Raw genomic sequence first — 20,400 nt, 5'->3', positions numbered from 1 at the left:
GGTTATCGTGTTTGGCACTGCCCACAAAATACGGTGGTGCGCTGGCCGAGCTTTATTTCGCTGAGCAAATTACCGCACTCGGTACAAGTTTCACCACCGCGGCCATAAACATGGAGCTTTTGAGCGAAGTAGCCAGGTTTACCGTCGGCATTGGTAAAATCTTTCAACGTGGTGCCACCTTGCTTAATTGCTTGCGCAAGGATCTGTTTTACTTCACTCACTAATATCGTCAGTCTTTCTATATCGATATTTCCTGCCGCTGCTTGTGGATGAATACCTGCTGCAAATAGCGCCTCATTGGCATAAATGTTCCCAACGCCAACGACGATATGGTTGTCCATAAGGCATAGCTTAATGGCTTTTTTCTTGTTGGCTAATGCTGCTTGTAACTGCTGTGGGTTAAAGTCATCGCTTAGGGGTTCAGGGCCGAGTTTTATCAGCAACGGATGAGCCTCTTCTGGTAGCTCGTACCAAAGCCAAGCGCCAAACCTGCGAGGGTCGTTATATCTCAGTACTCGACCATTTTCTAACACTAGGTCGATATGGTCGTGCTTTTCAACGGGCGTATTGGCAGGCAATATACGTAAGCTTCCTGACATGCCTAAATGTACTATCGTAATGCCCGCATCGGTATCGATAAGGAGATACTTCGCACGGCGACGAACTTGTTTAATCGTTTGGCCAATGATGTTTTTACAGATGTCAGGCACTGGCCAGCGTAGAGAGGCATTTCTAATGACGAGATCTCGAACAGTCTGATCCACAAGGTGTGGAGATATACCTTGTTTGGTGACTTCAACTTCGGGTAATTCAGGCATAAGTATCCATGTCAGTGACGTTTAAATATGGTTTTTTATTAGGTTATCTACTAGAGATAACGGGTATTAGATCACTTCGTAAACTTGGCGGAATTTGATACCAGTTCTCAGCTGCCGACCGCAATAAGCCTTGCTGTGGATAGTATTGCCAATGTTGAGCTTGCGGCTGGTGGTTAATTGCAATGCTCAATGGTAACGGGGACGGCAACAATTTAAGCTCATCCTCGGTCATATTAATGGTTGAAATTACCAGTTCAGACCAAGCTGTCGCTAAAGGCTGACAGTTCAATACCGTTTCCTCACAACTCCATTTTTTATCTGATTTATTAAGCCAAAGACCACTAAATTGTAATTGGGTTAATTGGTTTTGATCATCAAATAATGCGTGGGCATCCTCAGGCATTTGGTTGGTTTTGGAATCAATGAAGGTTAGCACTGCGACCATGAATACGCAGGCTATGATGAGGATGTTATTCCATTTTTTTCGAGATAGCGCCATAAACTAATGCATTATGATTTCTATTGTAAGACATAGTGTATAGCAAAATGGTGTTGAGCAAAAAGTGATTAGTTTAGCGAGTGCAATGTTAGTTTTAATGAGCATTAAAGATAATAAAAAAGGTGATGCATTATTCGGCATCACCTTTCGTTAACTGAGGTTGACGTTCACTAGCCGCCAGTTGAGTTCATAAAACGTAAGATTTGCACGTCATCATCCGTGCCAAAATAATGTTCTTTGGGTTTGTGTTGTATGCCTTCTAATATAGCATCTTTAAGTTTGCCAATATCGCCAGGAAATTCACGGACGATTGATTTCAAATCAACTGAGTTCTCATTACCTAAGCATAACAATAAACGACCTTCTACTGTCACGCGAACGCGATTACATTCGTGGCAAAAGTTGTTACTGTGAGGCGAAATGAAACCGATATGGATATCACTGTCGGCCATCTTGTAATAACGAGCTGGGCCACCGGTACGTTTACTTGAAGGGATTAATGGGTAAGTATCTTCAATGATACCTCTGACTTCTTCGCTTGAGCAGTGACGGCTGCGTTTACGCTCGTCCATGACACCTAATGGCATTTCTTCAATAAAGGCGATGTCGAGTTCTCGCTCACGGCAGAAATTGATTAAATCAATGACTTCATGATCGTTTTTACCACGTAAAATTACCGCATTGATTTTAATGTGCTTAAAGCCTGCAGCTTTTGCGGCATCAATTCCCGCAATCACACGTTCGACTTTGCCATTGCGAGTCATTTCGGTAAATAGATCAGGGTTTAAGGTATCTAAACTGATGTTTAGGCGCTTAAGGCCTGCATCATGCATTGGCTGAGCCTGTTTACTTAAGCGTGAACCATTAGTGGTCATCGATAAGTCATCTAAGCCCGGCAGTTGACCGAGTAACTCAATTAATTTATCGCAGTCGGTTCTAACTAATGGCTCACCGCCAGTTAAGCGAATTTTCTTCACGCCTAACTCGGTAAAAGCCTGTGCAATCCATGCAAGTTCTTCAAGGCTTAATACCTGTTCTCTAGGTAAAAAGCTTGGATCTTCACTCATACAATAAACACAGCGAAAATCACAACGGTCAGTGACCGATAAACGTAAGTACTCTACTTTTCGGTTAAACTTGTCGACTATTAAACTCATGAATTAGCACATCTTTTAGTTAGTTATAACAGTTCAGCAAAAGGCTGAATGTAGACTTGTTGGCCTGGCATAACTGAATCTTCGGCTTCGCCGATAACAATCAGACAGTTTGCTTTGACCATTGAGTTCAACATCCCTGAACCTTGCGCCCCTGTTGAGGCAACATGTAAACGTCCATCATTGTTTAGATAATATTGACCACGAACAAATTCAGTTCGTCCAGTTCTACTGCGCAAGATACTATCGGTAACCGCCGGCAAATACTGTGGCGTATAGTTGATTTCGCCAGCAAGCTTACGAATGGCAGGTTGCACGAACTGTAAAAATGACACCATTACCGCCACTGGGTTACCTGGTAAACCAAAGAACAAGCTGTCATTTACTTTACCGAATGCCAAAGGTCGTCCTGGGCGCATGTTAATGCGCCAGAAGTTAATCTCGCCAATCTTCGCGAGTACTGTTTTGATGTAGTCAGCATTTCCTACTGATACGCCACCTGAGCTGATAACAATATCGGCATCAACACTTGCTTGAGATAAAGCTGTTGTTAATGCGGCTTCGCTATCTTCAATAATGCCTAGGTCGATGACTTTACAGCCTAACTTTTGCGCCATTGATTTAATGGTGTAACGGTTAGAGTCGTAAATACAGTTCGCTTTTAATGGCTCACCTGGTTGGCTGACTTCATCGCCCGTTGAAAATACAGCGATAGTCGGCTGTTTAACCACATTGGCTTTTGGTAGCCCTAATGAGGCTAATAAACCTTGTTCAGCGGCATGTAGGCGGTGACCTTTTGCTAGAGCAAGTGCATCTTTTGCAATATCTTCACCGGCTAAACGAACATGTTGACCTGCAAGAATTTTACCTTGTAGCTGTACTTGGCCATCTTGCTCGATTACCAGTTCGCGAGCTTCTACTGTGTCTGCACCTTGTGGCACAGTTGCGCCTGTCATAATACGCACCGCTTCGCCAGCAGCTAAGGTGCCTGGGTATTCGTGACCCGCTAGGACTTCCCCCATTAACTTAAGCGGAGCAACAGGATTACTAGGACTATTATCTTTGCTATAAGCAAATGCATAGCCGTCCATTGCCGAGTTCGTTTGTTGCGGTACATTCACTGGCGAAATAGCATCAGCGGCCAAAACACGATTTGATGCGTCATCAATCGAAACGTGCTCGCTGTCAGTTAGTGGTGTAACCATCGCCATTAATTGCTCTAAACCTTGAGCAACCGATAAGAATTTTTGCTCATTAGAAACAGGCGTGGCTTTAGTTGGGATTGGTAACTCAACATCAGGAGCTTGCCAGTTTGTTTGATACTCAATAACAAAGTCTGCGATTTGGCCGACATTGTTTAAATCTAAGCGAGTGAGTTCTGCTGGTGTTTCGGTGTCATCACAGCAAGCGATAGCGACGATATTATCATCGTGGGTATGAATAAGTGGCTTACCATGTGCTGCTCGGTGTAATTCAATTTTTGGTAATTCGAGCTTTTTAAAACCTTCGACCAAAACGATGTCCACTTTATCAGCTTCAATTTGTGCTAATAAATGCGGTAGCTGCGGATCACCCTCAACAGCATCTTCGGTCATTAATGCCCAGCGAACGTGCGAGGCAACCAACATTTGCTTCGCACCAGCTTTACGCATTTCGTAGCTGTCTTTACCAGGGATATCAACATCGAAATTATGATGAGCGTGCTTAATGACAGCTAAACGAACACCACGGCGATTAAGCTCAGGGATCAATTGCTTTAATAAGGTGGTTTTACCGGTGCCACTGTAGGCACAGAATCCGAGAACTGGAATATTAAGCGGATTGGAAAACGGTATACTCATAAAGACCTCATTGTTGACTTATCGCTGTGTTGCCACAGGTTATTTGGCATTCTCGATGACAAGTTTTTGTTCAAGTGTATTCACATTTACAAATGCATTCGGTTGGTCGGCAAAACTGGTGACGACGTATTTGTGTTGTTCATACCAAAGGAAAATTTTACGGTCGCCAGCATCAAGAAAAGCTTGCATTGAATCTTTCAAATGCGGCTTTAATAACATGACGACAGGCTGTTGGTGCTCACCATCGCTGGCAACCACAATGTCAGCGTCGGCATCTTTTAGAGATGCATGCATACGCTCACATAAATCGTTAGGTAGCATAGGGCTATCACAAGGCACTACAAGTAGTAAGTCAGCCTGGGTATTCCCCATGGCTGTGACCATTCCCGCTAATGGGCCTAAATAACCGCTTTCTTTATCGCTTATCACATTAAACCCAAGAGCAGAATACTGCTCTTGATTGCGGTTAGCATTAATCATAATACGATCAACTTGAGGCTTTACACGTTCGATGGTGTGGGCGATCATCGGTTTGCCGCTGAGTTCTACTAAGCCCTTGTCGATACCACCCATTCTTCTGGCCATACCGCCAGCTAAAATCACCGCATCAATTTGCACTGACATAGTGAAACTCCTGAGACTGCTCAAAGCGAGGTATATGGTTACTTTCAACAACTTTTTGCTCTGAAATATGCCAGTGTTTTTGGCACAAAGCTGTTAACCCACAGGTTTGGTGGCTACTAATTAGTAAGCCTGTACCTTGTTGTTTTAAAATATTAATCATGGCTAAAACTAGCTTTTGAGACTGTTTATCCATGTTAGAAATAGGTTCATCAAGCATGAGCAACTTAGGTTGGGATATCCATGCTCTAGCAAGAGCTAAGCGTTGCCTTTCTCCGCCAGATAAATCAGTAGCATCACTTTTTAGTAGTGAGCCAAGTTGTGCCATTTCAATTGCTTGGTTAATTCTGGCTTGCTGTTCTTGTGGGCTATAATGGCCTTTCGGCAGAGCATAGCGTAAGTTGTATTCAACCGAACCATCAAACAGGTAAGCATGTTGATGTAAATATACCGCTTTGCCAAGTAATGAATTTGACTGCCACCACTTTTTAGGCGCAAACCCTGTGGCGGTCACTTCACCAGAACTGGGTTTAATGATGCCCGCGATTAATTTCATCAAAGTTGACTTGCCGCTGCCGTTATCCCCTTGAAGATAAATCACGTCACCTTCGCAAAAAGATAAGCCATCAAACTTAAATAGCTCGCGTTCTTTAAAGTTAATACGGATATCTTTTGCAATGAGTTTAGCGGTCATTATTGACTCCTAGGCATGGCTTTACCACGCAAAGAGCCGATAGCGAAGTTAATCACAATGGCTAAAATTAATAATACTAGACCTAAAGCAATCGCTTGGGCAAAGTCACCTTTACTGGTCTCAAGTGCAATAGCTGTGGGAATATTTCGAGTATGGTGCAAAATATTACCGCCGACCATCATCGAACAGCCCACTTCAGTAAGGATACGGCTAAATGCAGCGATAACAGCAAGTAATAATGGTACGCGTAATTCACGACAAACAGTCCATATCGCACGTTGCCATGAAGCTCCTAATGTACGTGATGTTTCATAAGCACGTTTATCAATGCTGCTAAAAGCGGCTTGTGATAAAGCAATTAATACCGGAGCGCAAATCATCATTTGCCCAAGGATCATACCTTGTTGGGTAAACAGCCAGCGTAAGTCACCTAAAGGCCCATTTCGGGTCAGTAACAAGTAGGCAAGTAAACCTATAACGACGGTAGGGATAGATTGTAATGTTTGGACGATATTAGTGACAAACCAACGTCCAGGAAATTGGTAAGAGGCGAGTAAAAATCCAAGCATGATCGACGGAATTAATGTGATGATTAATGCCGCAAAAGAAACCGAAAAAGAAACACTTATGATAGACCATACGTCTGGGTCTAAAGAAAGCAGCAAGCTAAAAGCTTGCTGCATTAGGGCTAACCAGCCTTCATTCATTACTTATATGTTGCCTTAAACAATTGTTCTCCCTGAACTTTAAAATCGTTAATCATCTGCTGAGCTTGCGGGCTAATAAACCAATCGCTCAATGCTTTCGCTCCTTGATGATTTAACTCAGGATATTTTTCTGCATTAATTAGCATGATTTGATAAGGGTTGGCTAATGCAGCACCACCTTCAAAAGTAATTGCTAAATCTAATTTAGATTTGTAAGCAACAAACGTACCACGATCAGTTAATGTGTACGCTTGTTTTTCATCTGCCATCAGTAAAGTCTTACCCATGCCTTGACCAATAGAAGTATAGCCTGAAAAATCTGGTGTTACAGAAGCTTCTTTCCAAATTGCGAGCTCTTTCATGTTGGTGCCAGAATTATCTCCGCGAGAGATGAAAGTGCTTTTATTTGTTGCAACTTTTTTAAACGCTTCAACCACATCTTTACTGCCTGACATTTTGGCTGGGTCATCTTTAGGACCTAAAACAACGAAGTCATTTTCCATAATTCCACGAGGGGTTGTACCGTAACCTTCATTGACAAATTTAGCTTCAGCAGCAGGAGCATGAGTCATCACAACGTCTACATCTCCTTGACGTGCAAGCTTTAATGCTTTGCCCGTGCCGGTTGCAATCACTTGTACTTTGTAACCCGATTCCGCTTCAAACGTTGGCAAAATAGCGCGTAAAAGACCAGAATTATCTGTGCTGGTGGTTGTGGCTAACTTGATGACTTCGGTTGCTTCAACGGTATCACTTACCATTGTGCTTCCCATAAGTGCCATACCGATTACTGCGGTTAACCCTGATTTAAAATTAAACATTCTAGCTCCTTGAAAATACTAAACTGCAAAGGCACCAAGCCGTGCCAATTAATGTATTTCGAAAATGAGGGTAAATATATACCCGTTACAATTGGGTAAAGGCAATTAGTGTGCCAATTTGTTGCAAGAATATGCTGATCACGACAAAAATGGAATTGTGATCAAGGTCTCATGATGAATCAAAGGTTTACAGACAAATTGTCCCACAGTTCAAATTCTGTAGGGCAAACTGACCCACTAGTGATTTTTTAGTGGTACGATAATGTTAAATCTAGTCAAAATGTCCAAAGTAGAAGCCCTATGAACAATAATGAATCAAATTCAAAACCGTTACCTACTGCTGTTTCGGTATTGATTGTTGATGATGAGCCAGGAATGCGCAGCTTCCTTAAAAAGGCACTATCAAAGAAGTTTGCGTTAGTCGAAACGGCATCCACTATTGAGGAAGCTGAAAAGCTTCGTAGCCGCGGCCATTTTGACTTATTAATTGTCGATATTCGTTTACCTGATCGTTCAGGGATTGAATGGCATGAAGCGTTAAATGAAAAAGAGCGCCGCTCTGACATTATTTTCATGACCGGTTATGCGGATATGGATGTGGCGATTAAAGCGCTGCGAGCTGGCGCCTCAGATTTTATCATGAAACCGTTTCATTTAGAGCAAATGATGACTTCGGTTGACCGCTGTATTGAACGCCGCTTATTAAAGCGTGAAAATTTTATGCTCCGTCGAGAGCTGTCTAGTGGCCATTCAACCACTATGATAGGTAATAGTGATTCGATGATAGAAGTGAAGCAGGTTATTGAACGAGTAGCGCCAACAAATGCAGTGGTATTGATTGAAGGTGAATCTGGTACAGGTAAAGAGCTTGTCGCACGCCAATTGCATCAGCTAAGCGGGCGTACAGGACCATTTGTGCCAGTTAACTGTGGAGCAATAGCCCCTGAGTTACTAGGCAGTGAGCTATTTGGTCACACAGCCGGTGCTTTCACTGGTGCAAAAGGTAATCGTGAAGGTTTGTTCCACTTTGCCACTGGCGGTACGATCTTTTTAGATGAGATTGGTGAAATGCCAATGAAAATGCAAACGGCATTGTTGCGAGTGCTTGAGCAAAAAGCAATCAGACCTGTTGGTAGTGAGAAAGAAGTCGCTATCGATGTCAGAGTCGTTGCTGCAACTAACCGCACTTTATCGGAAGAAGTGGCCGAAGGTAATTTCCGTAGCGATTTATATTACCGCTTAAATGTCCTGAATATTTTAATTCCGCCGCTACGTACTCGCCCTGAAGATGTGATTGAGTTAACCCATCACTTTACCTGGCAACTGGCTCGTGAGCTTGGGGTAAAAGAAGTCGTATGGAGTCATGAAGACTTACAAGTACTGCAACAACATGAGTGGCCAGGCAATATACGTGAACTACGAAACATGATTGAGCGTTGTATTCTATTGGGTAAGCCACCAGCAGAATATTGGAAGAAAAATGAACAAACTGAATTAGTGGCACAAGCGGGCTATCCACTAAGTTGGCCACTTAAGGAAGTTGAAAAGCAGCATGTTATGAGTGTTGTTGATGCCCATAGCGGCAATAAGTCCGCAGCTGCAAGGGATCTTGGTGTTTCTCGTAAAACACTGGATCGAAAATATAAAGAATGGTTCGAAATCGAATCGGATAAGGAAGACTAAATCGTGTCAGCTTTTAGTCAGTTTTTTGGAGTCAGTTGGCAGCAAATGCAGGCCAAGGTGCGTTATCGCATTTTGATTTTAACCTTGCTACCCATTTTACTTACCCTAATTAGTCTAGTCTTTATCACTATTTACTGGAATATCAGTTACACGGGCAAGCAGCTGTTTATGAAAGTGAAAGCTGATTTGACTGTGGCCACTAATACTTTAGAGCAGGTGCAAAAGCAGCAAGAAATTCAGTTGTATAATGTCAGTGAATCTTGGGACTTTCAAAATGCTTTCTTAGAGGTCGATAAAGGTAATAAGAGCGAATTAGTCGCGCTCAATCGATACCTTAAACAGCAAAAAGATATTCTCCAGCTAGACGTTTTACGTTTAATTAGGCTAGAAGAAGCCAATGCCGATCCCGATTTACGTCAGATGTTGCCTAGAGTTGAAAATAAGGCCTTTTCAGGCTTAATGGTGTTATCTGCTAAACGATTAGACAGGCTAGATCCGAATTTGGCTGAACTGGCAAGGGTTCCATTGTCTGCAACTATGCGTGCAGAAGAGCCTACAAAGCTTGCGGAAACTAGGGGCATGTTAAGCCGGACACTGCTGCCAATTCCAGATAAAACAGGTCAAGTTAGCTGGTATTTAGACGGTGCAACTTTGTTTAATCGTGACACCGCTATTGTCGACCATATTCGCGACCTTGTTTACGACAAAGGCACGCTTCCGGAGCGTTCAATTGGTACTGTCACCATATTTTTAGACAACGCGCGCATTAGTACTAACGTGCCGATGGATATGTTTGCACCACGAAAAGATCTTCAATCTCGTGCATTAGGAACATTGGTTTCAGAAGAAGTTCGCCAGAAAGTGCTGATTGACGGAACCCCATGGGTTGATCGCGCTTTTGTGCTTAATGATTGGTTTATTTCGGGTTATTCGCCGTTAGTTGACATCCGTGGCAATCGTATTGGGATGATCTACACCGGCTTCTCTGAAGCGCCATTCATTCATACCTATATCTTAAACATCATCGAATTAGGCACTATTTTAATGTTAGTGCTGCTTGTTTCTGGCTTTCTAGTTTATCGTGGCGCAAACAGTTTATTGGAACCGATTGAACGTATTCACCATGTGGTAAAGGCTGTTCAGTCTGGGCGTGATTTGCGCATTGGAGAGCTTGGACTAGATAGAGACAATGAGCTTTCTAATCTGGCTGAACAATTTGATCATATGCTGGATTTATTGCAGCGCCGTAACTTGCAGATCCAGTCTGCAGCCGAGCAGCTTGAAGTCAAAGTTGAAGAACGGACACGAAGCTTGCAAGATAAAACTGAAGAGTTACAGCGTAACGTTGCCTTATTGAATGAAACCCGTCAACAGCTGGTTACTAACGAAAAACTGACCGCATTAGGTGAGTTAACTGCTGGTATTGCCCATGAGATTAATAACCCTACTGCAGTGATTTTGGGGAACATGGAGTTGATGAAGTATGAGCTAGGCCCCAATGCAAATGTAGTTGAAGAAGAAATTGAGCTAGTGATCCAGCAGGTGGGCAGAATAAGCACGATTATTCGTAGTTTATTGCAATATAGCCGCCCTGGTGAATTCAATGCCCCGCTTGAAATGCATCAAGTTGAGTCAATGATTGAAGAAGTATTGGTACTTGTCCGTCATTCAATTGAAAAGCAAAAAGTTGAGCTTATTCAGCAAATCAATACCACTGCAGAAGTGCAGGTTAACCGTCCACAGGTCATTCAAGTGTTGATTAATCTCGTGGTCAACGCTGCGCATGCTATTGAGAGTAAAGGTAGAATTTGGATTAGGGCTGACGACTGGATTGAGAGTGGAAAAATTGTTGGTGTTAAAGTTGAAGTAGAAGATGAAGGGGTAGGTATTGCGCCAGAACGCTTAAGCCGCATTTTTGACCCTTTTTATACCACGCGTAAAGACGGTACAGGTTTAGGGCTATCGCTTAGCTACGGTATTATTAAACGTATAGGTGGCACGATAGAGGTGAAATCCACTCTTGGTAAAGGCACTGTATTTACCATTGGTATTTATCATAAGGCTAAAGAAGAGCAGGCTGATAATCCTTATGATGGATTACACTTTGGCGCAGTTGACGACACGATAGTTTAGGGCCTGTTGATCTTTCAAGGTTATTTTTGCGGCGAATTGTTGGCCAATTATACAAGGCAGAGACTTTGTGGTGTAGTTATCCTACATAAAAAGTCGATAACGCAGTAAAAATCGCCAACAAACCTTGCCCAAAGGATTCGACAAAAAGTGTTTTACTCTTTGTTGGATGAATCTTTTTAAATGAAGAGTTGCTTAGATGACTAGGCATCAATCCACCCACCTTAATTAAAACGCTTTTTATTCGAAAAAAAACTTAACCAGCAAAGACCAACAGACCCTAGCTCGTATTAAATTTTAGACAAAAAAAAGCCGGGTGATGAACCCGGCCACAAAGAGTGTGTGAGCAATGTCGTGCTTGCATACTCAGAGGGTTAATAGGAGATGAAGCTATTAACTAAACTGAGCTTTGGAACGCACATAAATAGTAATCATTCTCATTATCGTTTGCAATCATTTATTGATGTTTATTAACAACTTTACATTCTCTTTACACCTGCAGTTTAAATATTTAATTAGCAACAAAGACTAAAATTACATTTAAAACATGACGTTAAGTGGGATTTAATCAAGTTTTGGGCATTTGAAAATAAAAATATGAGTTAAATTTGAGCTGATGATTTGGGTAGCAATAAATTTAAGTTATTAAATTTTAGGCAAAAAAATGCCAGGTGATGAGCCTGGCCTTCAAAGAGTGTTTGAGCAATGATGTGCTAATTCTCAGAGGGGTTAATAGGAGATGAAGCTATTAATCTTAACTGAGTTTTGGAACGCAACTAAATAGTAATCATTATCATTTGCGTTTGCAAGTTAATTAGTCAATTAATTTCAACATTATTGTTAATCGGTATAACAAGTAACTACACTCTTTGTTTTTTTGGATAAACACCTATTTTTACAATGTTTTTTGTAAAAAAAGTTTGTTTTGATCTATGTTGTCATGACGCTCAACCTGAGTAATCTGATATTGATTTGCAACTAACATGTTTAGCATCGCTTTAAATTGGTTGCGGGTTTTTACCTCAAGGCGACGGAATCCTTGTTTAGTAGCCCATTTCTCTTGGTACTCAAGCATCGACTTGGCTAAACCTAATTGACGAAAGTCAGCCTCAACACCACCTAACCAACTGTAAAAACAGTCTTCATCAGTCTGGTAACCCAATTTAAAACCAGCTAATTCACCTTCAACATAGGCAAATAAGATCAAGCATGGCTTGTTTGCTAGACGCTGTTGTAACGATTCAATAGATTGAGCGTGGTCTAGTTCATGGATGCGAGCAGTTAACGCTGCTAATTGTTCAGCAACTTCTGCTGTGAGCTCTGTGTGAGCTTGAATTTGGATATTTAACATTTTATTTTCCACTGGGCTGTCAACTAAACAAAGGCATGCGTGAATATAAGCAGGCTTAATTTGCTAACAGCAAAAAACACTGGCGCATTATAACTCATCGTACCAGTGTGGTGGCGGCATTGGTTAAAAAATGCCGCGCTGATCAAATTAACAGCAAAAACGGCTAGCTAAAAAGGTTTAGTTGCTTAGACCTTTCGTGCTTGATTAGGGTTAACAGCATCAGACTCTGTTGGAGTCGCGATTAACTTGTCGCTTAAGATTTTCAGTAACACCCCGTATGCTGGCAAAAACAAACCTAAGCTGACGATGAGCTTAAATGCGTAATCGACCATTGCGATTTCTGGCCAGTGCTGCGCCATAAAGGTATCTGTTGAGGCGTAAAATGCGACACTGAAAAAGACGATAGTATCAACAAGGTTGCCAAACAAGGTTGAGGCAGCAGGAGCAATCCACCATGCTTTTGCTTTACGCATCTTGGCAAACACTGTGATGTCCATCAGTTGGCCAACAAGATAAGCCACAAAACTGGCGAAAGCGATACGGAATACAAACTGATTCCATTCAGCTAACGACGATGTGCCCTGAAAAGCCCCTTGGTGGAAAATGACGCCCATAACATAGGAAATCAGTAAAGCGGGAAGCATGGCTTTGAAAATAATACTGCGAGCAGCCTTTTGGCCAAAAATACGCACAGTAAGATCTGTTGCTAAATATACAAATGGAAAGCTGAAAGCCCCCCAAGTGGTGTGATAGCCAAATATTTGAAAAGGGAGTTGTACCAAGTAGTTACTGGCACAAATAATAATAATATGAAAACTGACCAAAAACATCAGTGCTCGACGACATTGCGCCTGAGATAGTTTTAACATCTTGTAGCCTTTTTATTGGATTAGACGGGGTGAGGGAACCCGTATTTGAATGAGGTTGGCAGTATTATTTTATTGATTATCGCTAACGTATCGGTTTTTATCCAAGTTGCAGTAAAAATCGTCAGCTACGCCAAGGAGGACGCATTATAGAGAGCAAATAAGAAGATGCAACCATCAATTGTGATTTTGGGACTTGTTTTGGATAAAGAGGCTTATAGCATGCAACGATAAAAGCGATACGGCAGTGCAAACTTACTTAATTAGTAGGTTAAGCAAACAATGAGAGTTATAGCTCAACCAATATCGATAATATTGTCGTGAGTTTATTTTCAAGCTCTTGCCATTCGGCAAGTGGATCAGAACCTGCAACAATGCCGGCACCTGCAAAGAGGTTTATTCGACCAGGCTCGATTAATGCGCTGCGAATAGCGACTGAAAATTCACTTTCATATTTATTTAAGTAACCACAAGCGCCAGCATACCAGCCGCGGTTATAGCCTTCGCGCTGACGAATAAAGCTTAATGCAGACTCTTTAGGTAGGCCGCCAACTGCGGGTGTTGGGTGCAGAGCTTGGAGTAACTGAAAGTCATTTACCCCTGCTTTCAACTCAGCACGAATTGAACGATGTAAATGCTGGATATGTGTTAGTTTGAAAATTTTAGCTGACTCATCAGCACCAACATAGTGACTTAGCGGAGTTAATACGTTGACAATTTGTTGTCTGACTAACTGGTTTTCATGACTATTTTTAGTGTCTTCCAGCAATTGAGTCGCCAAAAAATCATCTTCTTCCTGGTTTAATCCGCGTACAGTTGTCCCAGCTAGTGCTTCTGTAAACAGCTCTTTTTGTCTGCGTAAATACAAACGCTCTGGTGAACAAGAAATGAAGGTTCTTTCAGGGCTAAACTGAAAACCAAATTGGAAGCTATTCGGATTGCGACCTTGCCAACACGCCAGCACCATCCAAGGATCAACGACATCATTGATTTCAAGTTGCGTTTGACGAGAAAGCACCACTTTTGGAGTGGTTTGATTAAACTTTGGCTGAGTTACCTGTTCCACTAACTCTTTCCAACGTTGATAGTTAGGTAAATCACTACGACCCATTAACGGCAACTTGTTAGGTGGAGATAGTGGTTTTGCAGGTTTTAATTGTTTAATAGCTTCAATTGCTGCTTCGCACTCTGTCTGTTGATCAGTATCTTCAAAATTGAGATTGACCAGCAATTTGACAATATTTCCATGACGACGCAGTTCAATACGAGGTAGTACAAAGCGAGTGCGACCAAAATCAGGCCAGCATTCTACGGTACGGTCGAAAGCGACACCGCCATAATATCGAATGTCTTGATTACTGCTTTTACCACGTTGAGATTGGTAAATTGATGCTAATAACTCATCATCAATCTCTTGTTCTTGCTTAAAATCTTTACATGCGCCGATAGCCGCTACTTCTTCTTGTTTCTCACGGCCATGCCAATAAATACGTGGGTACTGAGTTTGCGCACCAAGCCATGAAAGTAATGGAATTGACTTTGCTTCCACTGAGATTTGCACTATGTGTTCTTTGGCATGGGCCAACTTCATAGCGTTTAGCTTGTCGATTAACTGGCTAAATTGCTCAGAAAAAATGTGGCTAGGCAACAAGGACTCCAATAGTTGATAACTCAAATAGGCTAAATGAGGAAGAGTAGTATGATTATGTAAATTATGCCCTAAGTTAGTGAAGGGTTCAAAAACTGTCAATCTTAAGCCGTTAATGCTGTGATCTTAAAGGCTAATATAATCACTTTTTTACTGTGAGAATGATAATCAATCCCGCTAACTGGCTGAATTTAATCACAGTTACATATTGGTACATTTTATTTGGAGTATTTAGTTGAGACGAGATAAAATGGGTATAGTAAATTTACATATTCAACATATTAAGTCATAAGTATTAGCAATTATTGTTAGTTGATGTCTTCGGAGAGTTACCCTTACATGAGCCAAATTGATCAGCCACAAGATGTTATTCGCATACCTGTCAGCCGTTTAGGTTTAGGCATGTTTGTGGTCGCTATCGATCGTAAAGAAAGCAAAGTGGCTATTAGTAATGCGGGGCAAATCAAGCATCGTGACTCGATTGGTAAACTACAAAACGCGGGCATTAAATCTGTTTGGGTTGATGTGGAACGTTCATCTGATAGCTGTGGCTTAAAGAACAAAAGTTCAGCGCCGTTAGTACGTAAGCCGGTCATCACTCGCGAAACGAAGCAAACCCAAGCGAAAAAAATCCTTTCAGAAGCTAAAACCCTAGTACGTAAAGTCCTGTCGGAAACTTACGAGGGCAAAGCGGTTGAAGTGGCACCGTTTGAAGATATTGCTGACAAAATGATTGAATCAGTGATGGATGATGCTGATGCACTTAAGTGTGTATCGGCACTAAGAACCAAAGATGCTTATTTACTTGAGCATTCTGTAAATGTCGCATTTTTGCTGGTCACTTTTGGTAAGCATCTTGAGCTGGATAAGGCATTACTGAAAGAAATGGCAGTAGGTGGGATTTTGCATGATATTGGCAAAATTCAAGTGGATAATAAAATCCTCCACAAGCCTGGTAAATTGACTGACGAAGAGTTTGAAGAAATTAAAAAGCATCAAGTGTATGCCGTAGATATTATGAAAGAAGCGGAAGGCTTATCGCAAGTGAGTAAAGATGTTTGCTTAATGCATCATGAGAAACTTGACGGTAATGGCTACCCTAAAGGGCTGAAAGGCGATGAAATACCACAACATGGACGAATGAGCTGTATTGTGGATATTTTTGATGCCCTTACAGCCACTCGTTGCTATAAAGAAGCAATGAGCCCAGCAGCTGCATTCAAAATCTTAATGAAGTTAACCCCATTTCATCTCGATCAATCACTAGTTTATGAGTTCATCCGCTGCGTCGGGATTTACCCTGTGGGTTCACTAGTGCAATTATCCGATGAAAGAGTCGGCATTGTTTGGGAATCAAAGGGGCGTGATGCATTAAACCCTGTGGTGAAGTGTTTTTATTCGCAAAAGCATCGACGTTATACCGATGTCACCTTTGTAGATTTACGTAAATCAGATTTAAATATCGAACGAGGTATTTCACCTCGTTCGCTTGAAGTCGACCCTAGCCCATTTTATTAATGTTTTTCCAGTTTTGACTACTTAAATAGATAGTTAAGTCGTTGTTAAATGCGATTGCTTAACTGTTTATTCATTTGCTCTTGATGGTTTGATAGCTCCTACTAACTGCTTCACACTTTTAAGTTTTCTTGCTGTATATTCTCTTTGGCTTACTCTCAATCCACTCTCGGAGATAATATGAAATCCTTGGTTAGCATCAGTATCATTATCCTTTCGTTAGCGTTACTTATTCCAGGGGTGACACAGCCAATTTTGACCATACAAGGCAGTATTGAAAAAGCTGAACTGGTGGAAACTGGGGTGAATATGTTTACTGAAAGTCTATCCGAAAGCTCGCGTGGTAATGCACGAAGCATGATGGACATGGCGATAAGTATGTTCGGTTTTGACACTATCGAAGGTGAAGTTGAGGTGTTTTATAAAACCCGCAGTATTGTCGATACTGTGAAAGAGCTTTATCAGTCAAATAATGTGGTTGTGGCAGGGTTAGTTGGCTTGTTTAGTGTAGTATTTCCTGCGATGAAACTAACGCTGCTGTTAGTTATCTGCTTGCCTTGGTTTTCTCGTCAACAGCAAAGTGTGGTTAAGGTGATTAGCGCTATTGGAAAGTGGTCAATGGCAGACGTGTTTGTGGTTGCCTTAATCATTGTCTACATGGCGGGTAATGCTTCTGCTGGGATGGGGGAGTTGTTGAAAACCACAGCTCAATTTGAAACTGGCTTTTATTTTTTTAGTGCTTACTGTGTGTTTTCTATTGCTAGTCAGTGGTTGGTGTCTGCTTTGTTTATCAATACTTCAACTCAGCCTTTTAAAGGGGAACGTTTAAAAGTAATGAGTAAGGCAAGTAAAGAGGCATAAAGGTAAGGTAACGAGCTCATATCACTTAATGTTAAGAAATGAGCTTTAATGTGTAAGTGTATAACTTAGAAACAATCAGTATTGGCGGCTTAAATAGACAATTTAGATAATGAACCTGAGTATTTTCACTGAGGCAATTTTTCATTGTTTAAAAATAGGTTTAACAGCAAAGCCAAAATCAAACTATTTAAAGTCATTGCGATTATTAGTTTGTGTATTATTGCCATAGTTGCATCTGTGCAAACAACGGGACTTACCCGCGCGGTGATAGAGCTATTAGCTTTCGGCGGACTTATTGGGCTGGCGTTAGCTAAGCCGTACATTCAGCCGCAAGATGCACAGGATTCTGAATAGTCAGCGTTTAAATTTTTCAGCCTTCAAACTCTTAGTTCTAGGCTCGTAGTTCTAAGCCCATCGTTCTAACCTCATAAGTCATCAGCGATAAATAACTAGTGATAAATCCTGTTTATTGCCCAATCCATAAAATATATCCAAGTGATGAGCTACCAATAGCAAGCCAGAGTAATACGCCCAATAATAATGGTTTAGGCCCGTTGGCGCGCATTTTACTCACCGTGATCCCCGCGCCAATCAAAAATAAGCATACAATCAATAATTGTTTAGATACGTTAAATAGTACTTCATAAGCTGGTTGGCCTTGAGGAATAAAGTAAGCCGTTAGAATGGCTAAACAATAAAAACCAATAAAATATGGAATAGATATTTTCGACTTATCACCACCAAATATAATGGCGCTGAGTAATGCGATTGGAATAATCCACAATGCACGGGCCAGTTTAATCGTGGTTGCTGTTTTTAAGGCTTCATCGCCATAGGCTGATGCTGCGCCAACCACCGAAGAGGTATCGTGAATTGCAATGGCGCTCCAAACCCCAAAATCATATTGGCTTAATGATAAGGCGTGACCAATGGTGGGGAATAAGAATAACGCGGCTGAATTGAGTAAAAAAATACAGGCTAACGAAACCGCAATTTGATCATTCTTAGCATTAATTGCTGGTGCAACAGCGGCAATTGCACTACCACCACAAATTGCAGTACCGCAACTAATCAAATGTCCGGTCTTTTCTTCAAGCTTCATTAATTTAGTTAAACCAAAGCCTAAAATAAGGGTAAAGAAAATAGACCCCACAATTAAGCCTAAATTATTACTGCTCGCAGCAATCGCTTCAGGTAAGTTGATGCCAAAACCTAAACCGACAATCGAGTAAGCTAATAATTTTTTTGTGATTTTATTTAGATCGATACTGACTGGCACCATGCCTAAACTGGCAAGAGTAAAACCCATTAACAGAGCTATTGGAGAAGAGATAAACGGCGCTAGACACATTAAACCTACAGCGACAAAAAGCCATAATTTGAATTTCGAAGAAAAACCAGTAGTCATGAACAATCACTCAAAATATCGATGGCTTATTGTAGCAACTCCAGAGTCATTGAACGATAACTGAAGATGAAAAAGCATCAGCTAAAGATAATTGTGGATGTTAACTAAATACATTCAGTTATAGTTCGCGAAATATCGTGACCTGATTATAATAACAGTAATATTGACCATTTTGATGGAAGGGAATGCAATGACATCGCCAAAAAACTTTGCTTCTAGTCACTTTTTACCAGAGAACACACTACTGCTTAACGCGATTACTGAAGGGGTTTATGGCTTTGATCTTGAAGGTAATGCAGTATTTATTAATCCTGCGGCAGAGCAAATGACGGGATGGAAAAGTGCTGAATTGATTGGTAAAAATATCCATGATTGTCATCACCATAGCCACGCTGATGGTAGCCATTATCCACAGCATGACTGCCCGATTTATCGCACTTTGCATGATGGTGTGGCTCGACAAGTTTCAGAAGATGTATTTTGGCGAAAAGATGGCACTTGCTTCCCTGTTTATTATAGCTCTACACCTGTTTACGATAATGGCGTTTTAATCGGAGTAGTCGCGATATTTCGAGATGTGAGCATTCAAAAGCATACCGAAGACTCATTGCGCGAGGCATTAGCACAGGTGCAGGCTCTGTCGGAGCGACTCGCCTCTGAAAACCAATATTTGCTGACTGAACTTCAAGGTAAACAAGGTGCAATGGGGCTATCTGGTAATAGCCAAGCAATTAGCCATTTAACTCAGCAAATCAATCTGGTGGCTAATACTGACAGTACAGTGTTGATTTGCGGTGAAAATGGCACAGGTAAAGAGCTGGTGGCACGAAGCCTTCATCAATTAAGTCATCGTAAAGATCACCCACTAGTGAGTGTAAACTGCGCGGCATTTTCAGCTTCGATTTTAGAAAGTGAGTTATTTGGTCACGAAAAAGGCGCATTTACAGGCGCGATAAGCAGACGTAAAGGTCGTTTTGAATTGGCCCATAATGGTACCTTATTTTTAGATGAAATTGCTGAGCTAAGCCTTGAAGCCCAATCTAAGTTACTGCGAGTTATTCAAGAGCAGTCCTTTGAGCGAGTTGGCAGTAGTGAAACCATAAAGGTTAATATTCGCCTAATTGCCGCGACTCATCACGACTTACAGGCAAGGGTAGAGCAAGGCTTGTTTAGAATGGACTTGTATTATCGCCTCAATGTATTTCCAATTTTGGTACCGCCCTTACGCCAACGAAGTGAGGATATTCCAGCATTAGTGAGCGATTTGGTGGACTCTTTAAGCCAGAAACTGGGTAAAAAGATAACTAAAGTCAGTGCAAAAGGTTTGAAAAAACTTCAGCAATATTCTTGGCCTGGTAATGTACGCGAGTTGCAAAACTTAATTGAGCGAGAAATTATTCTTAGCCAAAATCAAACTTTGGACTTTAATAGTCTATCGCTTGGTCATGCTCAAGTAAGTGGGCAAAATACAGCTTCAGTAACCAAACCTATTTTAACCATGGCACAGGCGGAAACTGCTCATATTGAAGAGACACTTAATGCTGTCCAGTGGCGGATCTCGGGCCCGACTGGCGCTGCGGCAATACTCGATATGCCACCCAGTACTTTACGTTCAAAAATGAAAAAACTATCCATTAACCGATAAACCGAATCATAACCTCTAATTTGAGATCACGATATATCGCTAATAAGTGATATGTCGTGACTTTTAATATTCCCTAATTTAATTTTGTTATTTATAATCAATAGCTTAATTTGCTGTAGTGGTTGGCGTAGGTTTTGC

Annotated in this window: 18 protein-coding genes; 6 read left to right on the top strand and 12 right to left on the bottom strand. The window is 41.4% G+C overall.

Annotated features, from left to right (window positions below; genetic code table 11):
- Positions 1–2 precede the first annotated feature (2 nt).
- From mutM to QPX86_RS20225, 8 genes are all read right to left on the bottom strand, one after another.
- Positions 3–818: a bifunctional DNA-formamidopyrimidine glycosylase/DNA-(apurinic or apyrimidinic site) lyase gene (gene mutM / locus QPX86_RS20260; RefSeq protein ID WP_220752588.1), complete on the bottom strand. Its 816-nt coding sequence runs from the start codon at positions 816–818 to the stop codon at positions 3–5.
- 43 nt (positions 819–861) lie between these two features.
- On the bottom strand, positions 862–1,317 hold the full coding sequence (locus tag QPX86_RS20255) for a hypothetical protein (RefSeq protein WP_285163748.1): 456 nt from the start codon (positions 1,315–1,317) through the stop codon (positions 862–864).
- Positions 1,318–1,487: 170 nt separating this feature from the next.
- A complete protein-coding gene (moaA, locus tag QPX86_RS20250; RefSeq protein WP_285163747.1) occupies positions 1,488–2,474 on the bottom strand; it encodes a GTP 3',8-cyclase MoaA in 987 nt (328 codons plus the stop codon).
- A gap of 23 nt (positions 2,475–2,497) precedes the next feature.
- Positions 2,498–4,312, bottom strand: coding sequence for a bifunctional molybdopterin-guanine dinucleotide biosynthesis adaptor protein MobB/molybdopterin molybdotransferase MoeA (locus QPX86_RS20245; RefSeq protein WP_285163746.1), 1,815 nt, complete (start codon positions 4,310–4,312; stop codon positions 2,498–2,500).
- 39 nt (positions 4,313–4,351) lie between these two features.
- Positions 4,352–4,936: a molybdenum cofactor guanylyltransferase MobA gene (mobA, locus tag QPX86_RS20240; protein ID WP_220752584.1), complete on the bottom strand. Its 585-nt coding sequence runs from the start codon at positions 4,934–4,936 to the stop codon at positions 4,352–4,354.
- Positions 4,920–5,630: an ABC transporter ATP-binding protein gene (locus QPX86_RS20235; RefSeq protein ID WP_220752627.1), complete on the bottom strand. Its 711-nt coding sequence runs from the start codon at positions 5,628–5,630 to the stop codon at positions 4,920–4,922. The genes mobA and QPX86_RS20235 overlap by 17 nt, the downstream gene beginning before the upstream one ends.
- A complete protein-coding gene (locus QPX86_RS20230; RefSeq protein WP_220752583.1) occupies positions 5,627–6,334 on the bottom strand; it encodes an ABC transporter permease in 708 nt (235 codons plus the stop codon). The genes QPX86_RS20235 and QPX86_RS20230 overlap by 4 nt, the downstream gene beginning before the upstream one ends.
- Positions 6,334–7,155 carry a substrate-binding domain-containing protein gene (locus tag QPX86_RS20225; RefSeq protein ID WP_220752582.1) on the bottom strand — a complete coding sequence of 274 codons (822 nt, stop codon included), beginning with the start codon at positions 7,153–7,155 and terminating at the stop codon, positions 6,334–6,336. Before QPX86_RS20225 ends, QPX86_RS20230 begins: the two co-directional genes overlap by 1 nt.
- A gap of 300 nt (positions 7,156–7,455) precedes the next feature.
- Between QPX86_RS20225 and QPX86_RS20220 the strand changes: the two genes are divergently transcribed.
- Both QPX86_RS20220 and QPX86_RS20215 read left to right on the top strand, forming a co-directional pair.
- A complete protein-coding gene (locus QPX86_RS20220; RefSeq protein WP_220752581.1) occupies positions 7,456–8,838 on the top strand; it encodes a sigma-54-dependent transcriptional regulator in 1,383 nt (460 codons plus the stop codon).
- A gap of 3 nt (positions 8,839–8,841) precedes the next feature.
- Positions 8,842–10,971, top strand: a complete 2,130-nt coding sequence (locus tag QPX86_RS20215) for a sensor histidine kinase (protein WP_220752580.1) — start codon at positions 8,842–8,844, stop codon at positions 10,969–10,971.
- Positions 10,972–11,863: 892 nt separating this feature from the next.
- Here the strand turns inward: QPX86_RS20215 and QPX86_RS20205 are convergent.
- The 3 genes from QPX86_RS20205 to QPX86_RS20195 form a co-directional block, all read right to left on the bottom strand.
- Positions 11,864–12,319: a GNAT family N-acetyltransferase gene (locus QPX86_RS20205; protein WP_285163745.1), complete on the bottom strand. Its 456-nt coding sequence runs from the start codon at positions 12,317–12,319 to the stop codon at positions 11,864–11,866.
- Positions 12,320–12,504: 185 nt separating this feature from the next.
- Positions 12,505–13,188, bottom strand: coding sequence for a 7-cyano-7-deazaguanine/7-aminomethyl-7-deazaguanine transporter (locus QPX86_RS20200; protein WP_285163744.1), 684 nt, complete (start codon positions 13,186–13,188; stop codon positions 12,505–12,507).
- A gap of 286 nt (positions 13,189–13,474) precedes the next feature.
- The gene (locus QPX86_RS20195) at positions 13,475–14,833 is read right to left on the bottom strand and encodes an isochorismate synthase (protein WP_407696611.1); all 1,359 of its coding nucleotides are present in this window, start codon (positions 14,831–14,833) and stop codon (positions 13,475–13,477) included.
- 339 nt (positions 14,834–15,172) lie between these two features.
- Here QPX86_RS20195 and QPX86_RS20190 point away from each other — a divergent pair, with 339 nt between their 5' ends.
- From QPX86_RS20190 to QPX86_RS20180, 3 genes are all read left to right on the top strand, one after another.
- Positions 15,173–16,351 carry an HD-GYP domain-containing protein gene (locus QPX86_RS20190; RefSeq protein ID WP_220752577.1) on the top strand — a complete coding sequence of 393 codons (1,179 nt, stop codon included), beginning with the start codon at positions 15,173–15,175 and terminating at the stop codon, positions 16,349–16,351.
- Positions 16,352–16,528: 177 nt separating this feature from the next.
- Positions 16,529–17,209, top strand: a complete 681-nt coding sequence (locus QPX86_RS20185) for a paraquat-inducible protein A (RefSeq protein ID WP_285163743.1) — start codon at positions 16,529–16,531, stop codon at positions 17,207–17,209.
- Positions 17,210–17,353: 144 nt separating this feature from the next.
- Positions 17,354–17,563 carry a hypothetical protein gene (locus QPX86_RS20180; protein ID WP_220752630.1) on the top strand — a complete coding sequence of 70 codons (210 nt, stop codon included), beginning with the start codon at positions 17,354–17,356 and terminating at the stop codon, positions 17,561–17,563.
- Positions 17,564–17,675: 112 nt separating this feature from the next.
- Here QPX86_RS20180 and QPX86_RS20175 read toward each other — a convergent pair whose 3' ends face one another.
- Complete coding sequence (locus tag QPX86_RS20175) at positions 17,676–18,617, bottom strand: YeiH family protein (protein WP_285163742.1); 942 nt, start codon at positions 18,615–18,617, stop codon at positions 17,676–17,678.
- 190 nt (positions 18,618–18,807) lie between these two features.
- Here QPX86_RS20175 and QPX86_RS20170 point away from each other — a divergent pair, with 190 nt between their 5' ends.
- Entirely contained in the window at positions 18,808–20,262 is a 1,455-nt protein-coding gene (locus tag QPX86_RS20170) for a sigma-54 interaction domain-containing protein (RefSeq protein ID WP_259651225.1), read from the top strand.
- Positions 20,263–20,400: the final 138 nt, after the last annotated feature.

It is taken from the genome of Shewanella goraebulensis (assembly GCF_030252245.1).
Classification (GTDB): Bacteria; Pseudomonadota; Gammaproteobacteria; order Enterobacterales; family Shewanellaceae; genus Shewanella; species Shewanella goraebulensis.
This window is presented reverse-complemented; position numbering and strand designations above follow the sequence as displayed.